This window comes from Glaciimonas immobilis (genome assembly GCF_011947285.1).
GTDB classification, from domain to species: domain Bacteria; phylum Pseudomonadota; class Gammaproteobacteria; order Burkholderiales; family Burkholderiaceae_D; genus Glaciimonas; species Glaciimonas immobilis.
This window is the reverse complement of record NZ_JAAOZT010000003.1, coordinates 298238-324909: the sequence shown is the minus strand read 5'-3', so window position 1 is coordinate 324909 and position 26672 is coordinate 298238. Positions and strand designations below refer to the sequence as shown.

General features: G+C 51.0%; 20 protein-coding genes. 9 read left to right on the top strand and 11 right to left on the bottom strand.

Going from position 1 to position 26672, the window contains the following annotated elements; translation table 11 throughout:
• Positions 1-46: 46 nt before the first annotated feature.
• Entirely contained in the window at positions 47-379 is a 333-nt protein-coding gene (cyaY, locus tag HAV38_RS07825) for an iron donor protein CyaY (RefSeq protein ID WP_168054118.1), read from the top strand.
• 125 nt (positions 380-504) lie between these two features.
• On the opposite strand, the gene HAV38_RS07820 is transcribed toward cyaY, so the two are convergent.
• Positions 505-2898 (bottom strand): penicillin-binding protein 1A, encoded by a 2394-nt coding sequence (locus HAV38_RS07820; protein WP_168054116.1) that lies wholly within the window; start codon positions 2896-2898, stop codon positions 505-507.
• Positions 2899-3324: 426 nt separating this feature from the next.
• On the opposite strand from HAV38_RS07820, the gene HAV38_RS07815 reads away from it, so the two are divergent.
• The 8 genes from HAV38_RS07815 (at position 3325) to HAV38_RS07780 (ending at position 12891) form a co-directional block, all read left to right on the top strand.
• Entirely contained in the window at positions 3325-4404 is a 1080-nt protein-coding gene (locus HAV38_RS07815; RefSeq protein ID WP_245182257.1) for a pilus assembly protein PilM, read from the top strand.
• Entirely contained in the window at positions 4404-5045 is a 642-nt protein-coding gene (locus HAV38_RS07810) for a PilN domain-containing protein (protein WP_168054112.1), read from the top strand. The genes HAV38_RS07815 and HAV38_RS07810 overlap by 1 nt, the downstream gene beginning before the upstream one ends.
• A 29-nt stretch (positions 5046-5074) precedes the next feature.
• On the top strand, positions 5075-5728 hold the full coding sequence (locus tag HAV38_RS07805; RefSeq protein ID WP_168054110.1) for a type IV pilus inner membrane component PilO: 654 nt from the start codon (positions 5075-5077) through the stop codon (positions 5726-5728).
• Positions 5725-6273, top strand: a complete 549-nt coding sequence (locus tag HAV38_RS07800) for a pilus assembly protein PilP (RefSeq protein ID WP_168054108.1) — start codon at positions 5725-5727, stop codon at positions 6271-6273. The genes HAV38_RS07805 and HAV38_RS07800 overlap by 4 nt, the downstream gene beginning before the upstream one ends.
• A 188-nt stretch (positions 6274-6461) precedes the next feature.
• On the top strand, positions 6462-8579 hold the full coding sequence (locus tag HAV38_RS07795) for a type IV pilus secretin PilQ (RefSeq protein ID WP_245182267.1): 2118 nt from the start codon (positions 6462-6464) through the stop codon (positions 8577-8579).
• Positions 8580-9044: 465 nt separating this feature from the next.
• On the top strand, positions 9045-10838 hold the full coding sequence (gene aroKB, locus HAV38_RS07790) for a bifunctional shikimate kinase/3-dehydroquinate synthase AroKB (RefSeq protein ID WP_168054106.1): 1794 nt from the start codon (positions 9045-9047) through the stop codon (positions 10836-10838).
• Complete coding sequence (locus HAV38_RS07785) at positions 10835-12016, top strand: deoxyguanosinetriphosphate triphosphohydrolase (RefSeq protein ID WP_184013447.1); 1182 nt, start codon at positions 10835-10837, stop codon at positions 12014-12016. The genes aroKB and HAV38_RS07785 overlap by 4 nt, the downstream gene beginning before the upstream one ends.
• A gap of 179 nt (positions 12017-12195) precedes the next feature.
• Positions 12196-12891 (top strand): DUF4197 domain-containing protein, encoded by a 696-nt coding sequence (locus HAV38_RS07780; RefSeq protein WP_168054104.1) that lies wholly within the window; start codon positions 12196-12198, stop codon positions 12889-12891.
• Positions 12892-13255: 364 nt separating this feature from the next.
• Here HAV38_RS07780 and hpf read toward each other — a convergent pair whose 3' ends face one another.
• The 10 genes from hpf to HAV38_RS07730 form a co-directional block, all read right to left on the bottom strand.
• Positions 13256-13609: a ribosome hibernation-promoting factor, HPF/YfiA family gene (hpf, locus tag HAV38_RS07775; RefSeq protein WP_168054102.1), complete on the bottom strand. Its 354-nt coding sequence runs from the start codon at positions 13607-13609 to the stop codon at positions 13256-13258.
• Positions 13610-13733: 124 nt separating this feature from the next.
• Entirely contained in the window at positions 13734-15221 is a 1488-nt protein-coding gene (locus tag HAV38_RS07770; protein WP_168054100.1) for an RNA polymerase factor sigma-54, read from the bottom strand.
• 16 nt (positions 15222-15237) lie between these two features.
• The gene (lptB, locus tag HAV38_RS07765; protein ID WP_168054098.1) at positions 15238-15984 is read right to left on the bottom strand and encodes an LPS export ABC transporter ATP-binding protein; all 747 of its coding nucleotides are present in this window, start codon (positions 15982-15984) and stop codon (positions 15238-15240) included.
• A 1-nt stretch (position 15985) separates the two neighbouring features.
• Positions 15986-16525, bottom strand: coding sequence for a lipopolysaccharide transport periplasmic protein LptA (gene lptA, locus HAV38_RS07760; protein WP_168054096.1), 540 nt, complete (start codon positions 16523-16525; stop codon positions 15986-15988).
• 53 nt (positions 16526-16578) lie between these two features.
• Positions 16579-17184 carry an LPS export ABC transporter periplasmic protein LptC gene (lptC, locus tag HAV38_RS07755; protein ID WP_168054094.1) on the bottom strand — a complete coding sequence of 202 codons (606 nt, stop codon included), beginning with the start codon at positions 17182-17184 and terminating at the stop codon, positions 16579-16581.
• A gap of 7 nt (positions 17185-17191) precedes the next feature.
• Complete coding sequence (kdsC, locus tag HAV38_RS07750; protein ID WP_168054092.1) at positions 17192-17770, bottom strand: 3-deoxy-manno-octulosonate-8-phosphatase KdsC; 579 nt, start codon at positions 17768-17770, stop codon at positions 17192-17194.
• Positions 17770-18846 carry a KpsF/GutQ family sugar-phosphate isomerase gene (locus tag HAV38_RS07745; protein WP_168054090.1) on the bottom strand — a complete coding sequence of 359 codons (1077 nt, stop codon included), beginning with the start codon at positions 18844-18846 and terminating at the stop codon, positions 17770-17772. Before HAV38_RS07745 ends, kdsC begins: the two co-directional genes overlap by 1 nt.
• A gap of 355 nt (positions 18847-19201) precedes the next feature.
• The gene (locus tag HAV38_RS07740) at positions 19202-21508 is read right to left on the bottom strand and encodes a S8 family serine peptidase (RefSeq protein ID WP_168054088.1); all 2307 of its coding nucleotides are present in this window, start codon (positions 21506-21508) and stop codon (positions 19202-19204) included.
• A gap of 354 nt (positions 21509-21862) precedes the next feature.
• Positions 21863-23800 carry a S8 family serine peptidase gene (locus HAV38_RS07735; RefSeq protein WP_168054086.1) on the bottom strand — a complete coding sequence of 646 codons (1938 nt, stop codon included), beginning with the start codon at positions 23798-23800 and terminating at the stop codon, positions 21863-21865.
• Between the two features lie 367 nt (positions 23801-24167).
• Complete coding sequence (locus HAV38_RS07730; protein WP_425338687.1) at positions 24168-26330, bottom strand: S8 family serine peptidase; 2163 nt, start codon at positions 26328-26330, stop codon at positions 24168-24170.
• Positions 26331-26672 lie beyond the last annotated feature (342 nt).

Below are 26672 nucleotides of genomic sequence, written 5' to 3'. Positions count from 1 at the left end.
GATTAGAATCACTGGGTAAGTTTAACGACATGGAATGGAGTTTAGCATGACAGAATCAGAATTTCTGGTTGCAGCAGAAGCAACTTTGGGCGCGCTTGAAGCAGCACTGGAGCGCGCCAACGATAACGATGAACTTGATGTCGAGTGCAGTCGCAGAGGCAACGTGCTGGAAATCGAGTTTATCGATAACGGTTCCAAAATTATTGTCAACAGTCAGGCCCCGATGCAAGAGCTTTGGATTGCCGCCAAATCGGGCGGTTTTCACTATAAATTAAAGGGCGATGTGTGGCGCAATACCCGCGACGATTCCGAGTTCTTCAGCGCGCTTTCGACGATGGTTGGCGAGCAGGGTGGCACTACGCTGCAACTGCAACCTTAAGCCAGCACATGCCATTGTCAGCGCTTTTGCTGGGCGTTTGAAAATATACCCGAAGGTATATTTTCAACTTCGGCGATTAATTTGTTTCCACATTGCTTCAACGTAATCAATGATCCAAGGCTAGATCAGAATAGCTCGTTCTTTACCTCATCCCGGGCCTTCTCCTCCTCTGGCGACGCGTTAGCATTGCCCAAGCCGATACTTTGCGTGCCAGTCCCGGGCGGATATTCAGCGTAATAAAATTCCGTGCCGCTATGCAGCAGGCCATCCGGTACGGGCCGCTCAATGGTCGGCAATCCCTTCAATGCTTTTTCCATGTAATCGATCCAGATCGGTAACGCTAATCCGCCGCCGGTCTCACGATCGCCCATATTTTTAGGCTGATCAAAACCCATCCAGGTCACGGTCACCAGCGTCGGCTGATAGCCAGCGAACCATGCATCCATTGAATCGTTAGTGGTACCGGTTTTGCCTGCCAGATCGGTGCGCTTCAGCGCCATAGCCTTCACTCCGGTCCCTGCCCGCACCACGTCTTTTAACATGCTATCCATCAAGAAAGCATTGCGTGCATCAATGACCCGATGGTCTTCTTCGCCTGCCCGGGCAGGGTGCGCTTCCGCCAGAACCTGACCATTTGCATCCAGAATTTTACTGATCAGATACGGATTGACCTTATAGCCGCCGTTGGCAAATACCGCGTATCCGGCTGCAAGTTGTAATGGCGTCACGGCACCCGCCCCAAGCGCGAGTGTCAGATAAGGCGGATTTTTGTCGGCATCGAATCCAAATCGCGTAGCGTATTCTTGCCCGTACTGGGCCCCAATTTTATCGAGGATACGCACCGATATCATGTTCTTGGATTTCATCAATCCTCTGCGCATGGTCATTGGGCCTTCGTACTTGTTGCCATAGTTTTTTGGCTGCCATATTTGGCCGCCGGTCAGCCCGCCGCCAAAGGTAATCGGCGCATCGTTGATGATGGTTGCAGGCGATAAACCTTTTTCGAGAGAGGCCGAATAAATGAATGGCTTGAATGCCGAGCCCGGCTGGCGCCATGCCTGCGTCACATGATTGAACTTGTTGCGATTAAAGTCGAATCCCCCGACCAGTGCCAGAATCGCGCCATCGCTGGTGCTGGTAGAGATAAGAGCCGATTCCACTGCCGGCATTTGCGTGACGGCCCAGGTTTTTTCATTTCGCATCACGCGAATGATGGCACCCGGTTTTACTTTGCGTTGCGGTGGCGCTTTGTCGCTCAATAAGTTGGTAGCGATGCTCAGCCCTGTGCCGGTGATCGCGATTTCTTCGCCGGAAGAAAGCACGGCGCGCACGATTTTTGGGGTTGCCTCAAGTACCACTGCCGCCACGATTTCATCGCTGTCCGGATGGTCAGCCAACTCAACCTCAATGGCCGCATCCATTTCTTCCTTGGAACCGGTGGGAATGGTCATATAGCCTTCCGGACCGCGGTAACCGCGGCGTTTGTCGTAGCTCATTACGCCGCGCCGTAACGCAAAATAAGCGGCATCCTGATCGGCCTTGGTGATGGTGGTGAAAACATTTAAACCGCGCGTATAAGTGGCATCCTTAAACTGATCGTAGACCAGTTGGCGCGCCATTTCAGATACATATTCAGCGTGAATGCCAAACTCGGTAGCGCCGGTTTTTAGACGCAAAGGTTCGTTTCTTGCCTCTTCATATTGGGTCGGAGTAATGTAGCCCAATTGTTGCATTCGCAACAAAATATACTGCTGGCGTGCGATAGCGCGCTTAGGGTTCACCACCGGATTATTGGCCGACGGGGCTTTCGGCAAACCGGCCAGCATGGCCGCCTCTGCAATGGTGAGATCCTGAATTTTTTTGCCGTAATAGACCTGAGCCGCGGACGCAAAACCATAAGCCCGTTGCCCCAGATAAATCTGGTTCATGTAGACCTCAAGAATTTGATCCTTGGTCAGATTTTGTTCAATTTTCCAGGCCAGCGGAATTTCGTACAAAAATTTACGGGAGGCTTTCTGTAAAAAAGTTGGCTCGTTACTTGTGAGAAAAAAATTCCGTGCGACCTGTTGCGTAATCGTGCTGGCACCGCCGCTACCGCCGGTCAGATTAGAAAAAGTAGCGCGCAAAATACCCTGATAATCGACGCCGCCATGTTGGTAAAAGCGATCGTCCTCAATTGCCAGGACGGCTTTTTTAACGACGTCGGGGATATCGTTGATATGCACCACACTGCGCCGTTCCTCACCAAATTCACCGATGAGTACGCCGTCTGCCGAAAAAATACGGAGTGGAATTTTAGGACGATAGTCCGTCAGGGAATCAAGGGCCGGCAGGTTAGGCCAGGCTAATGCCAGCATAAAACCGAAAGTGAGCGCACCGATCACAAAGAGCCCTGCGAGCGCCGCGAACAGGCTTAGCAGGATTCTGACTGGGAGCGACTTCCGCCCCTTAATCGGGGGAAGTCGGGCCGGATCGCCCGGAATCGAATCTGGGGAAGGACTTGAAACAGGAATTGGCATGCGGGTCTGGAATTTCTTTAATGATGCCTCGCATTATAACGGTAGGCGTTAAACGCACAACACGGCATAAAAATTGCAGGTATGCGGAAATTACTTAAATTTGGTTACTCGAAGGCGAAATTGATACAGAAATTGGACGAAAAGCATTACATTTAACAATTATTTACCGTTTATGTGACCTTATTTGGCGCTCCCCCAATGCGTTATTGCCGATAAAAACAGGTAATTTTACAAAATTAATTATTGTCATTGGTCGTTTCGGATGTTGTGAGATGTTGCGAATTCGCAACTAGATATTATGGAAACAGTTTAGTTGCAGAAGTTTGGCAGGTTAAGTTGCATTAGCAGAAACAAATTTAGCTTGGTCCTATTTCGACGCACGTTTTAAGCAAACGTTCCTGCAATATGTTCATTGGAGATAGGCTCTTGGATTTAGATCTTGGATCATTATTTGGCAAAAAGAACCCAGCTCTGGTTGGGATAGATATTAGCGCGTCGAGCGTCCGCCTGGTGGAATTGTCCTCGTCCGGTAACGACCAGTTGAGGCTGGAGCGCTACGCGTCCGAGCCGCTGCCGCGCGGTGCAGTGGTGGATGGCAATATTGAAAATATCGAGCAGGTATCGGAAGTAGTGCGACGCCTCTGGAAAAAAAGCGGCACGAGCATCAAAAACGTCGCATTGGGAATGCCCTCGGCATCAGTAATAACCAAAGTCATCATATTGCCGGGCGGCCTGAACGATGATGAGCTTGAAATACAGGTCGAGTCAGAGGCGAGTCAATATGTTCCCTTCGCGCTGGACGAAGTCAGTCTCGATTTTGCAGTGATCGGGCCCGCACCCAATTTGCCAGATGACGTAGAGGTATTGCTCGCCGCCACGCGCCGGGAGAAAGTGGAAGACCGCGTTGCGGTAGCCGAAGCCGCAGGGCTCAAACCGATCATCATGGACATTGAGTCGTACGCTGCTCGCGGCGCCATCAATCGCATCATCGCGCAATTGCCGCAGGGGGGGCACGGCAAGATCATAGCCTTATTCCAGATTGGTGCACAAAGCACGCACGTGTCTGTGTTGCTCAACGAACAACTGATTTATGAGCGCGAGCAACCTTTTGGCGGGCAACAACTAACGCAGGATATTGTTCGCGCCTATGGTTTGTCCTACGAGGACGCGGACATTAAAAAACGTTCAGGTGATCTGCCGCCTGGTTACCAGCAAGAAATACTTGACCCATTTCTGGAGAGCGCGTCCATCGAACTAACCAGGGCGATTCAGTTCTTCTTTACCTCGACCCCCTACACCAGAGTCGACCAACTGTATCTGGCGGGCGGCAGTGCAATTATTCCCGGCATGGTGGAAGCGGTCGCCGGACGGTCCCGAATTTCTACCTCGGTGGTCAGCCCTTTCGAAGGGATGCAGCTAGCGTCCAAAGTGCGTGAGAAGCAAATGCGGAGTGAAGGGCCGTCCTATCTGGTTGCCTGCGGTCTGGCAATGCGGAGATTCGGCTGATGATTAAAATCAATCTTTTACCCCATCGAATAGAGTCCCGAAAGCTGCGCAAAAATGCTTTTTTTACCATGCTTGGATTTTCAGCGGTGATGGGTTTGCTCGTGATTATCGCGCTTGGCAGCTTTTTTGCACATCGCCTCTCCAATCAAGCCGATCGTAATCAATATATTAAGCAAGAAAACACGCGTCTGGATACCGAGATTAAAGAAATCGTCAGCCTTAAGCAAGAAATCGCTTCTCTCAAGGCGCGCCAGCAAGCCGTCGAGAATTTGCAAAGCGATCGCAATCAGCCGGTATATTTAATGGGAGAACTGGTGCGACAGGTGCCAGAGGGGATTTATCTGCGCAGTTTCAAGCAGGACGGTCAGCGCGTCGCGTTGAACGGTTACGCACAGTCTAACGAGCGCGTGTCGGAGTTATTGCGCAATCTTAGCAATAACTCCCCGTGGCTCGACCATCCTGATCTGATCGAGATTCGCGCAGCTAGTCTGGCCACCGGCAAAGATAGCAAGCGGGTTTTCGACTTCAATGTCAATGTCGATATCATACGGCCCAGCGGCGTTAAACCCCCGCTGCCGGGCGAAGGCAAAAAGGCAGATGGCTTAGCGGTTCCGGGTGCCACCCCCGTCTCGGCCAAGTAGCAGAACAGCGTTGAAATGAGAGAAGCACGATGATTGATTTCAAAGAATTAAATGCGAAAATCAGCGCCCAGTTCAGGGGGCTGAACGGACGCCATCCTGGGCAATGGCCAGCGATTCCGCGCAACTTGTGCGGCGTTGGTGCGTTATTGGCAGTGATGGCGCTCGGCCAATATTTTTATTGGAGCGATCAACAGGATGAACTTGCAAGCGGGGCGCGGGAAGAGCTGCAACTGAAGGATCAGTACAAGGGAAAAATTCAGCAGGCGATTAATCTCGAAGGACTACGCAAGCAAAAGAAACTGGTGGCCGAGTACGTAATCTCCCTGGAAAAACAATTACCAAGCAAAGCCGAAATGGACGCTTTGTTATCCGACATCAATCAGGCCGGTTTGGGGCGGGGATTGCAGTTTGAGCTGTTCAAACCGGGGCAAGTAGTCGTCAAAGATTATTACGCAGAATTGCCAATTGAAATCAAAGTAACCGGTAGCTATCACGATGTTGGTGCATTCACCAGCGATATAGCCAATTTGCCCCGCATCGTCACCTTGAACAACATGAACCTGAGTACAGGCAAAGACGGATCACTGACGTTAGAAGCAATCGCTAAAACCTTCCGCTATCTGGACCCTGAAGAAGTGGCTACCCAGCGCGCTATTAGTGATAAGTCCAAGGGGGCAAAATGATGAATCTGTCCCTAGCCCGTTGGGTACGACCGTCCATCATTGTCCTCCTCGCTGCAACGTTATCCGGTTGCGGTGACAACGGCGTCCAAGAGGTCAAGGAGTGGATGGCCGATGTAAAAGCGCACACTCACGCATTTATTCCTAAATTGACTGCGCCTAAAAAATTCATCCCTTTTGTGTATGACGGGAATATCGGCGTCGATCCATTTAATCCAAACAAGTTACTGGTAGTCCTGGCTAAATTGCAGGCAAGTTCAACCGGACTGAAGCCGAACTTTGACCGCCGGCGGGAGGCGCTCGAAAACTATCCTCTGGACACCGTAAGGATGGTGGGGATATTACAAAAAGTCGGCTTAAGTTACGCGTTGCTGCAAATTGACAAGACAGTATTTCCGGTAAAAGTCGGTAACTACGTGGGGCAGAATTTTGGCATGGTGACCCACATCAGCGAGACGGAAATAAACATAAAAGAAATCGTACAAGATGCGTCCGGCGAATGGGTCGAACGCCAAGCCAAGTTAGCATTGCAGGAGAGCACAAAATGAGTGGAGCAAAGGGGGCGGTAAATACCGACACAGGCGCAGTTATAAAAACCAGATTAAGCATTGTTTTATTTAGCGTTGTATCCGCACCGGGGTTAAAAGGGATGATAAATGAAGGGGCGATGAATGCGCTCAGCGGAGGCCTTAGCCTGATTCGTCATAAAGTCATAGTCATATTTATCGCCACCTTGATGTTACTGCTTGGATTTGGGCGCTTAGCGCTGGCCGAGGAAAATGCTATTACCGCTATTAGTGCGAACCATCAGGGCACCAATACAATTGTAACGGTGCACCTCAAAAATCCTCTGACCAAGCTACCGGCGGGGTTTGCCATCGTTAAGCCAGCACGGATCGCACTGGACTTTCCCGGTATCGGAAACGCGACCGGGAAAACGGTACAAGACGTCAGTCTGGGCGATGTTCGCAACGTTATCGTCGCGCAAAATGATGATCGCGTGCGGCTGGTGATTAATCTCACACGATCGCTTAATTACGCGCTGGTGATGGAAGGTAATGCCGTCGTCGTCACGATCGATGGCACGGGCGGTGTAGCGACAGCCGTTAATGCCTCTGGTATGCCTGTTGTGTCTGCTGACGTTCCTCCGCCAGTCCTCCCGTCTTCCATCGACCGTACCGTTCCGCCCGTGATCACCTCAGCCACCTATCCTGCGGCCGGGATCGACAATAGCAAGCCAGCGTTACGCGACATTGACTTCCGACGTGGCAGTCAGGGAGAGGGTCGCATTGTGATTGACCTGCCAAGCAAGCAAGTCGTTGTGAACGTCCGCCAGCAAGGACAGTCGGTCGTTGTTGATTTTTTGAAGACAAGTTTGCCGGCAACCTTGCGGCGCAAACTGGATGTTGGCGATTTCGGTACACCGGTACGCACCATTACCACCATGCCAGAGGGTGAAAACGTGCGCATGGTGATTGAGCCTAAAGGATTGTGGGAACATAGCGCGTACCAGACCGACTCTCAGTTGGTCATTGAGGTCAAGCCGATAAAAGAGCAACCGAACAAATTAGGGCAGGGCGTTCAAAATTATCGCGGCGACAAACTCTCCTTGAGCTTTCAGAATATTGAAGTCCGTGCGGTTCTTCAGGTAATCGCTGATTTTACCGGCCTGAACATTATCACCAGCGATACCGTCAGCGGTAATCTGACTTTGCGTTTGAAAGACGTGCCATGGGATCAGGCGCTTGATATCGTGATGCAATCCAAAGGACTGGCTATGCGCAAGAATGGCTCGGTCGTCTGGATTGCGCCGCGTGACGAGTTATTGACCAAAGAGAAACTGGAACTTGAGCAACGGGCGCAAATTGCCGATCTGGAACCGCTACGGACCGAGTCGTTCCAACTAAATTATCAAAAGGCCGAGGCGTTCAAGAAAGTGTTCGGCATCAACGATGACGGTAGCAGCGGCGGCGATAAAAAGAACAGCATTTTATCCAAACGTGGAAGTGCCGTTATCGATCCGCGCACCAATCAGCTATTTATTACAGATACGCCGACAGTGCTGGAAAATATTCGCACGCTAGTCACAAAAATCGACATCGCCTCGCGTCAAGTATTGATCGAAGCGCGCATGGTGGAGGCTAACGATGGGTTTAGTCGCAATTTGGGTGCCAAACTTGGATTCGGTTTTAGCAGCGCCAACGTTGCGGCCGGTGGCAATCAAATAGCGGCACCTGCGGGCGTTCCAGGGTTGGGATCAAGTGCAGTCAATTTGCCGGCGAACCCACAAGTTGGCACTGCGGGTTCTGTCGCGCTGACGTTGTTTAACGCCGCGGCATCCAAGTTTATAAGTCTTGAACTGTCGGCATTGGAGGCGGAAGGGGAGGGCAAAATTATTTCTAGTCCTCGCGTTGTTACTGCTGATCAACAAAAGGCATTGATTGAGCAAGGAACTGAAATTCCTTATCAAAGTGCTACCAGTAGTGGTGCTACTTCGGTTGAGTTCAAGAAGGCCAATCTGAAGCTGGAAGTTACGCCGCAGATCACGCCGGACGGTAATGTGATCCTGACAGTCGACGTAACTAATGATAGCGTGGGACAAGTAGTCCCTGGTGGCGTGTCTATTAATACCAAGCACGTTCAAACCCAGGTGCAGGTAGAAAACGGAGGAACCGTCGTGATCGGCGGTATTTATACCCAAACCATATCAAATAGCGTCAATAAGGTGCCATTACTTGGAGATATTCCGGTTCTGGGTTATCTTTTCAAACAAACAGCAATTGTTAACAAACGAACGGAATTATTGATCTTTTTGACACCTAAAGTCGTCATAGATCGGATCACTGGGCATTAGTCGCCTGTAGGACTTGTGGGATCTAGCGAAAGCTGGTTATCCGTAAGCCCCACAGGCTCCTTAACCACTCAGGGATACCGGCTTTGCGCTGGTGTCCGGATTATTAAAACCTATTTGTATCTACCGCGTTTAGGCCAAAAGCAGCGAAAGGCATTAAAATCGAAGCTCGTCGCCTGTTTAAGCAATCGGCTGCGGTGCGGAGATTCAATCTGTGCGCGAAATCGCTCATGATACAGCCCCTGATCCATTGGCCTGATTCGGGGCGTTTCATAGGCGCTTCGCTGAGTTATGCATGTGATCCGTTTGGATACCACCAAGTGTAAACAACCGCTCGCAAGGGAAGTTGTGCGGATCAGGCCGATATCCGAGCCGGAGTGTAATGCAAAGCCGGCTGGGGATGTCATGTCCGCGTAGCAAGATATAAACAGGTTTCAATCGGCTAAGTGGTGAAATGGTACGGTGTACATGAACGGCAATATTATTCTGGTCGGCCTGATGGGGTCAGGCAAGACAACGGTTGGCCGTGCGCTAGCGAGAAAGCTCAACAAACTATTCATCGACTCAGATCATGAGATAGAGGCGCGCACTGGCGCTTCGATCCCTTTGATTTTTGAGATTGAAGGCGAGCCCAGTTTTCGCGAGCGTGAAGCGGAAGTCATCCGGGACCTCACCGCGCGCCAGAATATTGTTCTGGCAACGGGTGGTGGCGCGATCCTGAATGCCGATAGTCGGGCGCTTCTCAAAGGCAGCGGCACCATCATTTACCTGCGCGCCAGCGTAAACCATATATTGCAGCGCACCAGTCGCGACAAGAATCGCCCGCTATTGCAGACCGCGGATCCGCGTCGACGATTAGAAGAACTCTCACGTCAACGGGATCCGCTGTATCGCGAAATTGCAGACATCATCATCGATACAGGGCGGCCGAATGTCCAGGTTCTGTTGCACAGCATTTTGTCCCAGCTTGATATGACGCGCATTAACGTGAATGAGCATAGCCTGGAAGGGCATAATGCGTTTATGGATCGCAGAAACCAAGCTGCGGCCGCCATGCACAGTAATAATAGTAATAACTTTTTCGGCAAATTTCCTATGACATCGCACAACACCTTTACGCCGTCGCCTGTCGTCGCGACCTCTACACTCTCGATTAGTTTGAAAGTCGAACTAGGAGAACGCAGTTATCCGATAGAGATTGGGCAACGGTTATTGCTGGATGAAAAGTTAATCGGGCGGTTGATCAAAGGCAAGCAAGTCGTCATCGTCACCAATACCGTGGTGGCGCCGTTATATCTGGACGTATTGCGCTGCGCGCTTTTGTCTGCCGGAAAATCCGTCATTGAAATCATTCTCCCGGATGGAGAAGAAGAAAAAAACTGGGCAAACCTGATGGTGATTTTTGATCGTCTCCTGTCCGAGAAATGCGATCGTCAAACTACCCTGCTTGCCCTCGGCGGTGGCGTAATCGGCGATCTGACCGGGTACGCGGCGTCGGCTTATATGCGTGGCGTGCCGTTTGTGCAGATTCCCACCACTTTGTTGGCGCAGGTGGACTCATCTGTTGGTGGGAAGACCGGCATTAATCATCCGCTCGGCAAAAACATGATCGGTGCCTTTTATCAACCGCAAGCGGTGATTGCAGACACGACGACACTGCAAACCTTATCCAGGCGCGAACTGTCCGCAGGCCTCGCCGAAGTGATTAAATATGGCGCCGTCATTGATGCCGCTTTTTTCGATTGGCTAGAAGCAAATATTGGTAAATTAATGGCCCGCGATAGTGCCGCGCTGGTCTACGCGATCCAGCGTTCGTGCGAAATTAAAGCCGATGTTGTCCGTCAGGATGAGCGCGAAGGTGGCTTGAGGGCAATTCTGAATTTTGGTCACACCTTTGGACATGCCATCGAATCAGGTCTCGGTTATGGTGTCTGGTTGCATGGCGAAGCAGTCGGTTGCGGCATGATCATGGCGGCGGACCTATCCTATCGTTTAGGTTATATCGACCATGTGACGCGTGAGCGCGTCAGGGCCTTGATACAAGCGGCAGGCTTACCCGTTGTAGCACCCGATCTTGGCGCGATGCGCTGGCTGGAGCTAATGCAAATCGATAAGAAGAACGAAGGCGGTCAAATCAAATTTATTTTGATGAAAGGATTGGGTGGCGCGTTAATTACCACCGCATCGCAGGCATCGTTATTTGAAACCTTGCATGAATTAGCCGGTGCAACGCTTGAAAACGTCATTAGTTACGCTCCATGATCAGCCAGGAAGCGTCCCTCGCTCCGTATGCCGCGCATTCAGCGACATCCAGGGGACGCTTGTTTGATGAAATCGCACCAAATACCCGTACCGAATTTCAACGCGACCGGGATCGCATCGTGCATTGCACGGCCTTTCGTCGATTGGAATACAAGACCCAGGTATTCGTCAACCACGAAGGCGACCTGTTTCGCACCCGCCTTACCCACAGTATAGAAGTCGCTCAAATCGCCCGTTCCATCGCATGCAACTTGCAATTGAACGAGGATCTTGTCGAGGCGATTTCGCTTGCGCATGATCTCGGTCACACGCCGTTCGGCCACGCCGGGCAAGATGCATTGAACGCCTGCATGCAGCATTTCGGCGGATTTGAACATAATTTGCAAAGTCTGAGACTGGTCGATAAGCTGGAACAACGCTATGGCGCTTTCGACGGTTTGAACCTGATGTTTGAGACCCGAGAAGGCATCCTCAAACATTGCTCAATAACTAACGCGAAAAAGCTGGGCGAGATCGGGCAGCGCTTTATCCAGCACAAACAACCGACGCTGGAAGCGCAGGTTGCTAATCTGGCGGACGAGATCGCCTACAATAATCACGACATCGACGACGGCTTGCGGTCTGGATTGCTGACGCTTGATCAAATGATGGAAATTGATTTTTTTGCACGTCACAACCGTGAGGTAGAGACAATTTTTCCGGGGTTGCGCGGACGGCGTGCAATCAACGAAACCCTGCGGCGCATGATTAATGCGTTGATTAACGACTTGATCGATACCTCGCGCGCGCGCATCAGTGCTGCTGCGCCCCAGACAGTGGAGGACGTGCGCGATGCTGCGCCGCTGATTGCCTTCTCACAGCCAATGGCTCAGGAGGCTGCTGCTTTAAAGCGATTCCTGCGCGAAAATCTTTATCGTCATTATCTGGTCAGTCGCATGACCAGCAAGGCGCGGCGCATCGTGGTTGATTTATTCGATTGCTTCGTCAAGGAGCCTGCGTTGCTGCCGCCAGATTATCAATTAATACCGTCGTCTATGCCGCAAGGTGATATTGTGAGGGAGGGCGATATTGCTTCTTTGCAAGCAAGACAGGTTGCCGATTATATTGCCGGTATGACCGACCGTTATGCCATACGCGAACATCGGCGCTTATTTTTGGTCAATGAAGGGCATCTTTAACGGTACACGGCACGGAACTGGTGCTGTCATTGCGGATCGCAGTATTTTCAATTCGGCAGGGCTCCATCGCACTTCCCGCCCTCAGCGCGCAGTTGAGTTGGTGTTTTGCGCCAATTGTTTCATCTCGCTTTGCAGCTGGATATTGGATCACTGCACTAGCTCTTCTCAAAGGATTATCAATGAAATTTTTCTCTCACCCTACAGTGCATCTTGGTGTGGCAATCTGCCTGGCCTCGTCTGCCGCAATGGCACTTTCCCTCGCTGATTTGAGCAACAAGGACGCCAGCGCAGGACTGAAAGCGGCCCTGGATAAAGGCGCGAGCGTCGCAGTCGAAAAGCTTGGCACACCCAATGGATTTCTCAATAACGATAAAGTAAAGATCGGCTTGCCGGGCATGCTGGAGAAAGCGGGCCCGTTGTTAAAAATGACGGGAAAAGGGCAGCAGTTGGACGACTTGGTGGTATCCATGAATCACGCGGCAGAGTCAGCGGTGCCGTTGGCAAAGCCACTGCTACTGAACGCAGTGAAATCAATGTCGGTGACTGACGCAAAAAATATTTTAAGCGGCGGCGATACATCGGTGACGGATTTTTTCCGAGAAAAAACCGCCGTGCCATTAAGTGCAAAATTCCTGCCGATAGTCAAAAAAGTAACGGATGTAAATGGCGTTTCCGCGCAATATAACGCGACGATGGGTTTGGTGAGCAAGACCGGTCTGGTGCCGGGTTCGGCAGCAACGGTTGAGGGATACGTCACACAGCGTACGCTCGATGGTTTGTTTTATATGATCGGTGAGGAAGAGAAAGCGATAAGGAAGGATCCGATTGGGGCGGGGAGTGCGATTATTGGGAAAGTGTTTGGGGCGTTAAAGTAATGGCAGCAAGACACCAATAACGGGTTCGGCAAAGATATCAGGGGCCAACTTTGGACAAAAACGATGTAGGTTTTTGTATAAATGTATAAATGATATTTACATAAAGATCTAAATAATTTAAATGGTTTTTTAAATTGTTTGATTAATACAAAAATATTGTGGACTTCCGCAAAGTCGTCCCAGCAAGGCTTGCCAACGCAGCCAGTACGCCAGTACGGCAAGGAAAGCGCAACGCAGCTGGGGCGACTTTGCGGAAGTCCAAAAAAAAGGGCGCATTAACTGCGCCCTTGCTCATGTCAGTGTAGTATTTTTAATCGTTTAAATTAAAAAATACTTGCGTTGACGATACGGAGATTTGTTGCGGTCACGCGGCGGCGCTAGGCAAGTCCTCTGGTATGTGTTTAATTGCCGAATGTTGATGATTCTGCAATTTGTCCTTGTATTTAATCACTTGTCGATCAAGCTTGTCGATCAACAAATCAATGGCGGCGTAAAGGTCATGCGCAATGCTTTCGGCATGCAGGTCTTTGCCTTTGACGCGCAGATTAATTTCAGCTTTTTGACGTTTTTCTTTCTCGGTAATTTTGTCTACCGTCAGGATCACACTGATATCTATGACCTGATCGAAATGGCGCTTTATACGCTCCAGTTTGCTTAACACGTGCTCGCGAATGGCGGGAGTTACGTCTAGGTGATGCCCACTGATTGTGAAATTCATACAGCGCTCCTATCAAGTATGTCGTTGGCGGTTCGGACCCGGATGATCAATTCAGCGATGATCAGTTAATCAGGTCGAATCAATCGATCAGAACACAGCGACGTTGGTGCAAACGAGCAAACAGCTAAAGAGATTTACGCAAATTGACTGGCGGAATTCTTAGTGCTTCGCGATATTTTGCGACAGTGCGACGTGCTACTACCATACCTTGTTCCGCAAGCATGTCGGCAATCTTGCTGTCAGAGAAAGGACTTTTTGAATCTTCCGCTCCTATGAGTTGTTTGATTAACGCACGTATCGCTGTTGAGGAAGCCTCTCCACCGGCCTCAGTAGCAACATGGCTGCCAAAGAAATATTTTAATTCAAACATCCCGTGAGGGGTGAGCATATATTTCTGGGTGGTTACACGTGAGATAGTGCTCTCATGTAATCCTAGTGTATCAGCTATTTCGCGCAACACAAGTGGTCGCATCGCGACGGCCCCATGTGAGAAAAAATTTCGTTGGCGTTCCACGATTGCCTGCGCGACACGTAGGATGGTATCGAAGCGCTGGCGCATATTTTTGATCAGCCATTTCGCCTCTTGTAACTGCGAGGTCAACGATCCTTCGCTTTTACTTTGCTTGAGAATATTGGCATACAACGCATTGACGCGAAGTCTTGGCATAACGTCATTGTTTAACATGACTTGCCAGCCATTCTTTGTGCGTCTGACGATGACATCCGGGACAACATAGTCCGACGTGCTGCCAGCATAAATGGCGCCGGGATGAGGATTGCATTGTTTAATAACGACTTGTGCTTCACGCAAGTCCTCATCGTCGCACTCCAGCGCTTTCTTGATTTTATTGAAGTCGCGCTGGGCAAACAACGTCAGATAACTTTCAACGATGGTCAGCGCCAGTCTGCGCGTAACAAACGCCACTGTGGGAAACGCCTTAATTTGCAAAGCCAGACATTCTGAAGCGTTGCGCGCGCCGACACCGGTCGGGTCAAAACTCTGCACCATGTTCAGCGCCATCGAAAGTTCTTCAATTTCGATCTCGAGTTGCTCCGGCAGACGCGCAAAAATATCCTCTAGCGACTCTTCCAGATAGCCGTTTTCATCGAGCGCATCAATGATCAGTTCAATTAGCGCGCGATCGCGCTGCTGCTCGACAGCCTCTCGCATCTGTTTGAGCAAATGTTCGCGTAGCGTCGACTCGTACGCTTCCAGTTGCGGGCGCGAATCCTCGTCGTCAGGTGCCTTGGAAGTTTTGGCGACGTCGTCGAAGCTCCACTCACTGTCGTTGTTAGGGTTTTCCTGACTGGTATCGCCGCCCTCCGGGGCCTCGCTGCTCGCTTCTGGCTCGATAGGCGAACTGCTGACTTCGCTGTCTCCCGTCGGTGCGTCCATGGTCGAAGCGGTTGAGCTGATGGCACCGTCGGCTAGCAATCTGACCGAATTATCCAGCGGATCGTCGAGACGTTCCAGCAACGGGTTGTCGGATAAGATGTGCTCCAGCTCTTGATGCAACTCCAGCGTGGACAGTTGCAACAATCGAATAGATTGTTGCAACTGCGGTGTTAGTGCAAGATGTTGGGAGGTACGTAGTTGGAGAGATTGTTTCATGGTGGCGGGCTATCCGTTACATGCGGAAATGTTCGCCCAGATAAACCCGTCGCACCGATTCATTGGCGATGATGTCGTCTGGACTGCCACTGGCCAGCACACTGCCCTGGTTGATGATGTATGCCCGGTCACAAATGCCGAGCGTCTCACGCACGTTATGGTCGGTGATCAGGACGCCGATACCGCGCTCTTTAAGGAAGCGGACAATGCGTTGAATTTCGATGACCGCAATCGGATCAATACCCGCGAAAGGTTCGTCGAGTAACACGAAGCGCGGGTTGGTGGCCAGGGCGCGTGCGATTTCCACCCGCCGACGCTCTCCCCCGGACAAGGACAAAGCCTGATTTTCGCGCAGTTTCTCGATTTGGAGTTCTTGCAGTAACGACTCAAGCTTTTCCGAAATTTCATCTTTGGTCAGTGGCTTGCCATTTGGACGCTGCAACTCCAGCACTGCACGGATATTATCTTCGACCGTCAGTTTGCGGAACACCGACGCTTCTTGCGGCAAATAGGATAGCCCCATTACTGCACGTTTATGAATCGGTAAGCGCGATATGTCTGCGCCATCCAGATCGATCGTTCCACCGTCAGAGGGCACCAGGCCGACGATCATGTAAAACGAGGTGGTCTTGCCGGCGCCGTTTGGGCCGAGCAGACCGACCACCTCGCCGCTTTTCACTTTTAGCGACACGTCACGGACAACCTGGCGCGCGCCATAGCTTTTTTCTAATCCGTTGACAATCAATGTGCTGGATGTGGTCATCTTATTTACTCTTCGGCTGGATGACAGCTTTGATGCGGCCCGCACCCGGCTGGCTGGTGCCGGACACATCATTATTAACCGAGTAGAACTCAACCCGACTATCGTAAGAGATAAACTGGCCGTTAACGACATCTGTGACTTTGGTCCCTTGCAGGCGACGCATCTGGGCTTTTGAAAACAGTTTAACGATTTCAGTTTTATCGTCGTATTCAATCCGCTCTGCTTCACCCTCAATCCATAAGTCGGGGCCGCCATCACGCTTCTGGCGAAAGGTGGCAAGACCGCCCGGCGCAGCGTACAGGGTGGCAAACTGATAGCCGGATGGGTCCGTCGTGACGACCACCTTATCGGCCTTCATGATCAGTGTGCCCCGCGTTAAAATGACCTTGCCAGTAAATATCTTGACCTGTTTTACGTCATCCAGCGTGAATTGGTTTGCTTCTACATTGGATGGTTTGTCGGCATCGGCCTTCTCGGCCCGGGCGATCGACATGCACGTCAGTTGCAGTGCCAGAAGCGATAAAAAAAGAATACGTTTCATAAAAATCCTGAAAAGGGATAACGGCGCAAGGGCATTATCCGACAGTCAATTGGTTATTTGGTTTTGCGGGGTATCGCGGCGCGGTAGGTGCCGCGCACATTACCTAAAAGTCGCAATTCTTGTGTCGCATTATTGGCGTACATACCGACGCCGTTCATTTGGGATTGATCAATCGTGATGGCGACCGCTTTGTCGCTCGTCATGATGTCATCGTCTGGTAACAACCGCAGATATTCCGTCTGTAAATGGAATTTGGAGGAAGTCGGCGTTCCCAGACGATCTGCGTTGACGTTACCAAACATGTCAACTTTGCTATTGTTATCGGTGATTTTTGCGGTGTTAGAGCGTAGTGTCATCGGTGGCCGCAATTTGTCCAGGCTACGAATCACGGGAAGATTCACATCGAACGAATCATCGGCTGGATTGTGCGTCAAGCGCTGCCCGGAGATGTTATAACGCGGTTTGCCGTCCAGCGCCAACTGCACGTAGTTAAAATTTTCAACGTAATAGTCGGGGGCCACGCGCGGCGCACTGGGCAGCAATTGCTCGGTATTCTTGCGCATCACTTCCATTATCCAGAAACTGCCGAGAGTCAGCGCCACGCATGCTGCCAATAGCAGCATGAAGCGCAGGCGAAAGGTTGAGCGTAAGTTTTTCATGAGACAGTTATAGCGAAGGTACACCGGTCAGATACTGCGCCAGCGCGGCCTCGTACTTTCCTTGCGCACGCAAAATGAGATCGCATACCTCGCGTGCGGCCCCATGACCACCACTGGCCTGAGTGACATAGTGCACACGGGACTTCACCTCGGGATGCCCGTTGGGGACGCTGACAGCTAGCCCGGCGCGGGACAAAATCGGCAGGTCAATAATGTCGTCACCTATAAAGCCGCAATCCTCTGCGCGCAGACTGGTATGGGTCAACAATTCTGCGAACGCCAGATTTTTGTTGTGTGCGCCCTGATACACGTGCGTGATGCCAAGATCACTGGCGCGGCGACTGACAATGGCCGATGTGCGTGCGCTGATAATCGCGGTGGCGATGCCGGCTTGTTGCAGTAGTTTGATACCCAATCCATCATGTACATTAAAACGTTTAAGCGCTTCGCCATCTGCGCCAAACAGCATGCCGCCGTCGGTTAACACACCGTCGACGTCAAAAATCATCAGGCGGACCCGCGCTGCGCGGGTCGTTACTTCAGAAGAAACGCTGATCGTCGCGGTAATAGTGTTGGTGAGTGCCATCAAATCACCTTAGCACGGGTCAAGTCGTGGATATGCAGGGCACCTACCAACTTGCCGTCTTTATCTGCTACCAGTAACTGGTTAATCCGGTGCTCTTCCATTATCTGTACAGCATCCACGGCCAGTTGATTGGGGCCTACGGTGCGTGGATTGGGATGCATCACGTCGGCAATGGTAAGTTTGGAAAAATCTTGTACATGTTCAATCAAACGTCGTAAATCCCCATCGGTGAACACGCCGACAGGACGAAACTGATCGTCTACAACGGCGGTCATGGCGATACCTTTGCGGGTAATTTCGAGCAAGGCAGCCGATAGCGAAACGTCCGCGGTCACCGCGGGAATGCCGTCTCCGCTGCGCATTACATCGTACACATGTGTGAGCAACCGACGACCAAGCGCGCCACCGGGGTGCGAGCGGGCAAAATCTTCTTCGCGAAACCCGCGCGCGTCCAACAGCGAGACCGCCAGAGCGTCGCCCATCGCTAACGTGACGGTGGTGCTCGCGGTCGGTGCCAGATTGAGGGTACACGCTTCTTTATCTACACCGACGTTGAGATGCACGGTTGCCAACTTAGCAAGGCTGGATGCGTCGTTACCCGTCATCGCAATCAAGGTCGCACCCATCCGTTTGATGATGGGTACGATGGCCATCAACTCAGCGGTTTCGCCGGAGTTAGAAATGGCGATAAAAGCATCATTTTCCGTCACCATCCCCAAGTCGCCGTGGGCCGCTTCCGCAGGATGCATGAACAAGGCTGGCGTGCCGGTCGATGCTAGCGTGGACGCAATTTTGCGGGCGATATGGCCTGATTTGCCTATTCCCGAGACGACGACACGACCGCTGCACTGAAGTAACAGTGCTACTGCCTCGGTAAAAGACGTGGCGGCGGTAAGTTGACTGGCCGGGCTGATGGCGCTACGCGATGAGAGTGCGCTTTCGGGAGCGCATTCAGATAAACGATTTTTTAGGGCGATTATTGCGTCAGCTTCGATTTGCAGCGTTTGGCATGCGAGTTCAAGCGCACGGCGAGCATTGAAAGAATTTGGCAAGATTTTGGATTGGCTTAGACTCATCTGGAAAGTATAAACGAATTCCTAAAGCAAAAAACTTGCCAGTGTCATTCGGGTGCAATTAATACCGACTTACAACACAGAGCTGTCATGGAGGGAGATTTACAAACTTATTTTGTTGCAAATTGGCAATGTACTAGATCAGGCTGCTTTGTGAATCAGTGGGGAGGGTCGAGGTCTAACTATGCAATGCCAGAAATAACAGAACGCATGGCGCCGTCGATCACCACCTCAACGCCGATCAACGGTGTCGGTATGAACTTGATTGGCCGCCGCGCCCTGAGCGTACCCTTGGCCCGACAGATGCGACCGTTCTTTATTGACCCCCGGTATGCCTATTCTTCTTGCATCGCAAATTTCATTCCTCTACGGGGGCTGGTGGCGGGGTGCCGCTGGCTTCAACCATTACAAAATGGTATTGCTGCGAAGTCAGCTTGCCATCGCTGGCGGTGACGGTGAAAAGATACTCTACCGGTCGGGTTAACGCTGGGGGCGTGAAAGTGACCTGTGCGCCATCGGCGGCGAGCGGCAATTGCGGCCACACCTTCCAGCTATAACTTAACGGCGCGTCGTTAGCAGCGCTAGAACCAGAAGCATCCAATGTTACCGAAGTGCCTGCCGTGGCTTGCGTGGGGCCACTGACAACAACGGTTGGCGGGCCGGTTTCAATTGGCTTCTTTATCGTCAGGTTGTGCTCTGCGCTGACCTTACGTTCAGCATATGGGGTCTCAGCGCTCCCCGTTATCCTGTAAATGCCAGCCGTTAAAGGCGGCAATTTTAATTCTGGACGCCTCCCTTGCATAACTACCTGACCGCTTGCGTTGTAAACTACCCAGATATAGTTGCCAGCAAAGTTTGCTAGTGCTGTCAGGGTGGTTGATTCTCCCTCCATTATTGATGTGGGCCCGGTGATTTTTATGACAGGGGCCGCTATCGTTAATGCGAGAATGGCGCTGCTTTGCTTGCCGGTTGCGCTGGTAACGGTCAGTCGATAGGTGTTTTCACCAACCTCATTGGCTTTCATAACGGCCTTTGCAATCGATTGGTCCACATTGATCAATGAAGTAGATCCACTTAATTGTTCCCATTGATACTTTACTGCGCCCTTGCTTTCGCTGCCGTCGAGGGCAAAGTTAATGGTGCCACCGGTTGGCGCAACAGTGTGAATAACATCGGCGCTTAAAATCGCTTCCGGTACATCCACTACAACAGGCGGATTTTGTTCATTCAATAAAAACTTCACCGCAGCGTCTACATCAGGTTGCATGCCAATCGGACGTTGTGGATCAGGGAACGGTAAAGGATGTCCTGTCTTTACTAATAATTGGCGCATTTTTTTCGGTGGAATAGCTCCCAGGCCGTGGGCAAACGCAATACTTTGTACTTGTGCGACAGCGCCCGCAATGATTGGATTAGCGGAAGATGTGCCAGAGAACGTATGCGTATACAAATCTTCGGCGCAATCTACGCCATCGCAAGATGTCGTGGTGACATGCCAGCCCCAACTAAAGAGATCAACTCGATTCCCGTATTCTGAGAAAGACGCTCTGTTGCCCTCGGTCGGATCCGCTGCACCGGCATAAATTGCGCCGCTGTCGTAATGATTCCGGTCATACTGACCTTCAAAAAAAGGATGATCCAGGTTAACGCTACCATTGCCCGCAGCGATAATGACATGCACGCCTTTTTCTTCTGTTAAGTAAGAAATTTCATCCGCAACGGAACGAACGGACTCAACCGGTAAAAAGCAAGAACCCTCATCTTCCCTATCACATGCTTCCGGTGGCATTGTTGGGCCCCCAAAGTGTATGCCGACCTGGACCACGTCTCCGGGTTGCAAATGCTGTGCCAGTTTAAATAAACTGCTGCCCTCGGGATGATCAAATTGGCTATAACCTGCCTGCGCTTTAGGAACAAATCCTGTGGTGCCAAACCCATTGTCTTTTGAGAACATAATGCCGGCGCTGCCTGTATCGTGAAAGTCAGGGGTGCTATCCCCAGTGTCACCATGCTCAATGAACGGGCGGGGCAAATCAGCGTGCGTGTAAGACCAATGACTCCATTCAGTCGAAATGACGCGGGCATATTCACCATCACCGCCCGGATAAGCACGCGCGGCAATCGAATTTAAACCGCCGAGTTTATATCCCGCTTCAGGAATTAAGCCATGTTTATAGTGTTGAAGCGAGGTGTAGTCAGGGAAGCCGTGTTCCCCGGCGAGCACTTTTTTCGCGTCTGGTTTTTTTAACGGTGATACTGAAATCATATCGTCCTGATTCACGCGTATCGGCGTAATTTGCGCTAACTCCACCAGCGGATTATTTTTTAACTCTGTGAGTAATTCTTGCACGGCATCGGTAGTTTTGTCGCTGGTGTCTACCTTGTAATAGCGGGTCAGGTTATGCCGCTCCATCGCGGCGATGTCATCCTTGGAATACGTCATCGGGATCGGGAAGATAGCATCAAGACGTGGTGCGATGTGCTCTAGTTGCGCCAACGCTGTGGACGTATTTTCTGGTAATTTTTTATTTGATTCTAATGCGGTAAGGGTTGTGCGTAACAACACCGTAATGCTGGATGAGTCAACTTCCTTCGCTTGCAAAGGTCCAGAGAATAACGCGCCGATCGTGGCGCACAATAATAGTTTGGTGATCGTGGAATTCATAATGGTGACAATTTTATTAATGGGTTGTTGGCGCTAGCGGGCATCGCAGCGGTGCAAGGTTGTAATGGCTTACGTTATAAAATCTGTTTGGGCGGTGCGTTACAGGTCTCAGTGGTGAAAAGACGCATGAATCAACACATGAATTATCAATTTTTGTAGCGCTAAGGGGGAGATGACAAACACGCTTTGACGGCAAGAAAATGTTTATTTTTTATGGAGAAAATTCTTAAGCGTCAAGACTCCTGGTAACGGAATTTGACTTTTTAGTGCAGGGCGACTTCGAGCAATAAGAAAGTTTTATTCCATAAAAAATGCCCGGATGCATGGCACCGGGCATTGAATAAAAAAGGGTGTTTATTTACTACAGGCGCCTTTGTCTGTCCATTCAAAACCCCAACCCTGATCGATGGTGTCGGTGTACGCCGGATCGCCCGGCTCGCGGCTGGTTGTCCACATGGCTTCATAGATGCGCCCCTTATGTTGCACCAGATCGCCGACCTGATACGCCGTTCCCTGCTTCCATAACGGTTTGCATTCTTCCACCGGTGGTGTTGGTGGTGCGCCATCAGCTTTCACTAGCACTGAATGATTTTTCTGCGATCCCAACTTGCCGTCATTAGCAGTCACCGTGAAAACATACGTGACATCGTGCGTGAGTGCCGGTGCTGTGAAAGTGAGTTGCGCGCCACTAGTATTGAATTCCAAATGCGGTAACACTTTCCAGCTATAACTTAACGTGCCGCCGTTATCAGCGCTTGAACCGGATGCATCCAGTGTCACCGAATTGCCTGCGGCCGCCTGGGTCGGGCCACTGACGACAACTGTCGGCGGGCGGGTTTCTTCTATTGGCTTGTCTTCACTCAATAAAAACTTTACTGCAGCGTCTACATCAGGCTGCATGCCGATTGGACGCTGGGGATCAGGGAAAGGCAAAGGATGCCCTGTTTGTACTAGCACCTGGCGCATTTTTTTAGGGAGAATCGCACCGAGGCCATGGGCAAACGCAATACTTTGCACTTGTGCGACAGCGCCCGCGATGATCGGATTGGCGGCAGATGTACCCCCGTACGAATCCGTGTATTTATCTTCGGCGCAATATACGCCATCGCAATTTGTCGTGGTGACATTCCAACCCCAACTAAAGAGATCAACCCTGCTGCCGGATTCTGAGTAATCCGCTCGCATGCCATTGGTCGGATCCGCTGCACCGGCATAAATCGCGCCGCTGTCATATTTATTTCGATCATAATGACCTTCAAAATAAGGATGATCCAGGTTGATGTTGCCATTGGCCGCAGCAATAATGACGTGCACACCTTTTTCTTGCGTTAGGTAGCTAATTTCGTCCGCAACGGAGCGAGCAGCCTCAACCGGCAAGAAGCAATAATTCCGGTCTTCATTGTCACAGACATCCATGGGAATGGGCAATGGCGCATGGACCTGTATCCCAACCTGTACCACGTCACCGGGTTGCAAAAACTTTCCCAGTCTAAATAAGCTACGTCCCCCGAGACGAGAAAATTGGCTGTAACCGGCCTGTGCTTTTGGGACAATCCCTGTAGTGCCAAACCCATTGTCTTTTGAGAACATGATGCCAGCGCTACGCGTATCGTGTTGGTCCGGGGTGCTAAAGCCAGTCTCATCATGCACCATAAACGGTTGGGGCAAATCAACGTGGGTGTAAGACCAATGACTCCATTCAGTGGAGATAACGCGGGCATATTCACCATCGCCGCCAGAGTAAGCGCGTGCGGCAATGGAATTTACACCACCGATTTTATATCCAGCTTCAGGGATTAAACCGTGTTTGTAATGCTGGAACGAGGTGTAGTCGGGGAAACCATTTTGACCAGCGATCATTTTTTTCACATCTGTTTTTGCTACGGGTAAAACGGAAATCAGTTCATCCTTTGCGATCACCGGGGTAATCTGGACCGACTCCACCAACGGATTATTTTTTAATTTCGTCAGCATTTCATGCACGGCATCGGCTGTTTTGTCGCTGGTGTCGACATTGTAATAGCGGGTCAGATTATGCCGTTCCATCGCGGCGATATCTTCCTCGGAGTAGGTTACCGGGACAGGAAATATCGCCTCCAGACGCGGCGCGGTTTGCTCCAGTTGTGCCAGCGCCGTAGCCGTATTTTCTGGTAATTTTTTGTTTGACTCTAATGATGTAATCGTGCTGCGTAACAACACGGTAATGCTGGTCGAATCAATTTCTTGTGCCTGTAATGGCAGGGAAAATAACGCGCCTATCGTGGCGCACAATAATAATCTGGTGAGTTTCATGAGGGTGATAGTCTTCTTGAATGGGCTGCTAGCCCTAGCGGGCATTGCGTCGGCGCAAGGGTTAAGTGATCAGTCCAGGAATTATCGGTTTTTGCGTTGCTGTGGGGCAGAGGACAAACACGCTTGCTCGTCTGGAGAATGGCTGTTTTTTGTAGAGAAAATTCTCAAGCGCAAACGTTTCCGGTAACGCCATTTGACTATGCGAGGCAGGGCGACTTGGGACAATAAGAAAGTTTCATTGCATAAAAAATGCCCGAATGCATAGCACCGGGCATTGAATGAAAAAGTGGATTTCTCCACCGAGACTGCTTAACTGTGTACACCCGCATTCAAATTACGCAGTTCACTCAGAATACGACCCCACTGTTTATTTAGTACAGGCACCTTTATCTGCCCACTCAAAACCCCACCCCTGATTAGTAGTGTCGGTATAAGCCGGATCGCCCGGTTCGCGGCTGGTATGCCACATTGCCCGATAGATGCGACCATTGTGCTGGACCTGATCGCCACCCTGATACGCCGGTCCTTGCTTCCATAACGGCTTGCATTCTCCCGCCGGTGGTGGTGGTGGTGGTGGTGGTGGTGGTGGTGGTGGTGGTACGTCCTCGGCTTCAACCAGCACCGAATGGTTTTGCTGTGAACTCAACTTGCCGTCATTGGCAGTGACCGTGAAAACATACGTCACATCCTGCGTCAGTGTCGGCGCGCTGAACGTCAGTTGTCCACCGTTGGTATTGAATGCCAATTGCGGCGATACCTTCCAGCTATAACTTAACGTTCCACCGTTACCGGCGCTTGAACCAGTCGCGTCCAATGTCACCGAAGTGCCTGCGGTCGCTTGGGTCGGGCCACTGACGACAACGGTCGGCGGATGACTTACATCTGCGTTTTTGACCGTAAGGTTTTGCTTTGCGCTGACCTTACGTTCGCCATTAGGACTCGTCACCTGCGCGGTGACCTTGTAAGTTCCGGCGATTAAGGTTGACAGACTCAACGCCTGCTGCGTCCCTTGCATGACTTGCTGACCGTTAGCATTGAGGACAGTCCAGCTGTATNNTTTTTGCCCGGCTACTATCGCTGTGGCGCCGCTGATATTGACGACAGGTGCGACAATCGTGATGTTGATAGTGGAACTGCTTTGCTTGCCGTCTTTACCGGTAACGGTGAGTTGATAGGTATTTTCACCAATGTCGTATTTCCTTGCAAAGACTTTTGCAATCGGATCTTCCATATCGATCAGAGGAGTAGAACCGCTCAGTTCCGCCCATTGGTATTTGACCGCATTTTTACTGCCGCTGCCATCCAGTGGAAAGCCAAAAGCGCCGCTCGTTGGTGCAACAATCTGGGTATTAGTGACCGCGATAATCGCTTCCGGTGCACCGATCACGACTGGCGGTGGTGGAGGCGTTTCTTCGTTCAGTAACACCTTCACCGCAGCGTCTACGTCGGGCTGCATACCAATCGGACGCTGTGGATCAGGAAACGGCAATGGATGCCCGGTATCGATTAATAGCTGGCGCATTTTTTTAGGGGAAATCGCTCCCAGCCCGTGGGCAAAGGCAATGCTTTGTACTTGTGCGACAGCGCCCGCAATAATTGGGCTAGCGGAGGATGTACCACCAAAGCCGTGCGTGTACGTATCGTTAGCGCAATCTACGCCATTACAATATGTTGTGGTAACTTTGCCGCCCCAACTAAACAGACCAACCCGGCTGCCGTAATTTGAGAAACTGGATCTTCTTCCTGTAGCGGGATTCGCTGCGCCGGCATAAATAGCGCCACTATCGTATCGATTTCGGTCATATTGACCTTCAAAAAATGGGTGATCCAGATTGAGATTGCCATTCGACGCAGGAATAATGACGTGTACGCCTTTTTCTTCCGTTAAGTAAGAAATTTCATCCGCTACCGAATGCACAGACTCAATCGGTAGATGGCATTTGGTTTGATCTGCTTTATCACATAAGTCCACTGGCAATGCTGGAGGACCAAAACCTACTCCGATCTGCACCACGTCTCCGGGCTGCAAAACCTGCGCCAGAGAAAATAAACTACCGCCGCCAGGCTGAGAAAATTTGCTATACCCTGGCTGTGCTTTGGGAACAAGCCCGGTGGTACCGAACCCATTATCTTTGGAAAACATGATCCCGGCGCTAGCGGTATCGTGATTGTCGGGAGTACGATCCGTAGTCTCCTCGCCATGTGACAGGAACGGGCGCGGTAAATCAACGTGATCGTAAGACCAATGGCTCCATTCGCTCGAAATAACGCGGGCATATTCACCATCGCCCCCAGGATAGGCGCGTGCGGCAATTGAATTTACTCCACCGAGGTCATACCATGAAAGAGGCTCTAAGCCCTGCTTATAATCCTGACGTGAGGTGTAATCAGGGAAACCGTTTGCCCCGGAAATTGTTTTTTCGGCGCTATTTTTTACCGGTGATACAGAAACCAGTTGGTCTTCGTTTGCGCGCACCGGTGTAATCTGAGCCGACACCACAAGCGGATTAATTTTTAAATTTTCCAGCATTTCCTGCACTGCTGCATTTGATTTTTCGCTGGTGTCTATGGTGTAATAACGTGTCAGGTTATGCCGTTCCATCGCGGCGATATCGTCCTTGGAATAGGTCATCGGGACTGGAAAGGTCGCATCAAGACGCGGCGCGATGTGCTCTAGTTGCGCTAGCGCTGTGGCCGTATTTTTTGGTAATTTTTCGCTCGACTCCAATGATGTAAGAGTACTGCGCAACAACACCGTAATGCTGGTGGGATCAATTTCTTGTGCCTGTAACGGCCCGGAGAATAACGCGCCTATCGTGGCGGACAACAATAGCTTGGTGAACGTGGGTTTCATGAAGGTGACAATCTTTAC

Excerpts from the sequence above, each read along its gene's own strand:
- HAV38_RS07800 (WP_168054108.1), top strand. The coding sequence starts at position 5,725 with ATGATGAATCTGTCCCTAGCCCGTTGGGTACGACCGTCCATCATTGTC.
- lptA (WP_168054096.1), bottom strand. The coding sequence starts at position 16,525 with ATGAAACGTATTCTTTTTTTATCGCTTCTGGCACTGCAACTGACGTGC.
- HAV38_RS07820 (WP_168054116.1), bottom strand. The coding sequence starts at position 2,898 with ATGCCAATTCCTGTTTCAAGTCCTTCCCCAGATTCGATTCCGGGCGAT.
- HAV38_RS07735 (WP_168054086.1), bottom strand. The coding sequence starts at position 23,800 with ATGAAACTCACCAGATTATTATTGTGCGCCACGATAGGCGCGTTATTT.
- HAV38_RS07780 (WP_168054104.1), top strand. The coding sequence starts at position 12,196 with ATGAAATTTTTCTCTCACCCTACAGTGCATCTTGGTGTGGCAATCTGC.
- hpf (WP_168054102.1), bottom strand. The coding sequence starts at position 13,609 with ATGAATTTCACAATCAGTGGGCATCACCTAGACGTAACTCCCGCCATT.
- lptC (WP_168054094.1), bottom strand. The coding sequence starts at position 17,184 with ATGAAAAACTTACGCTCAACCTTTCGCCTGCGCTTCATGCTGCTATTG.
- HAV38_RS07745 (WP_168054090.1), bottom strand. The coding sequence starts at position 18,846 with ATGAGTCTAAGCCAATCCAAAATCTTGCCAAATTCTTTCAATGCTCGC.
- HAV38_RS07770 (WP_168054100.1), bottom strand. The coding sequence starts at position 15,221 with ATGAAACAATCTCTCCAACTACGTACCTCCCAACATCTTGCACTAACA.
- HAV38_RS07740 (WP_168054088.1), bottom strand. The coding sequence starts at position 21,508 with ATGAATTCCACGATCACCAAACTATTATTGTGCGCCACGATCGGCGCG.
- HAV38_RS07785 (WP_184013447.1), top strand. The coding sequence starts at position 10,835 with ATGATCAGCCAGGAAGCGTCCCTCGCTCCGTATGCCGCGCATTCAGCG.
- HAV38_RS07795 (WP_245182267.1), top strand. The coding sequence starts at position 6,462 with ATGTTACTGCTTGGATTTGGGCGCTTAGCGCTGGCCGAGGAAAATGCT.
- HAV38_RS07810 (WP_168054112.1), top strand. The coding sequence starts at position 4,404 with ATGATTAAAATCAATCTTTTACCCCATCGAATAGAGTCCCGAAAGCTG.
- aroKB (WP_168054106.1), top strand. The coding sequence starts at position 9,045 with ATGAACGGCAATATTATTCTGGTCGGCCTGATGGGGTCAGGCAAGACA.
- cyaY (WP_168054118.1), top strand. The coding sequence starts at position 47 with ATGACAGAATCAGAATTTCTGGTTGCAGCAGAAGCAACTTTGGGCGCG.
- HAV38_RS07805 (WP_168054110.1), top strand. The coding sequence starts at position 5,075 with ATGATTGATTTCAAAGAATTAAATGCGAAAATCAGCGCCCAGTTCAGG.
- kdsC (WP_168054092.1), bottom strand. The coding sequence starts at position 17,770 with ATGGCACTCACCAACACTATTACCGCGACGATCAGCGTTTCTTCTGAA.
- lptB (WP_168054098.1), bottom strand. The coding sequence starts at position 15,984 with ATGACCACATCCAGCACATTGATTGTCAACGGATTAGAAAAAAGCTAT.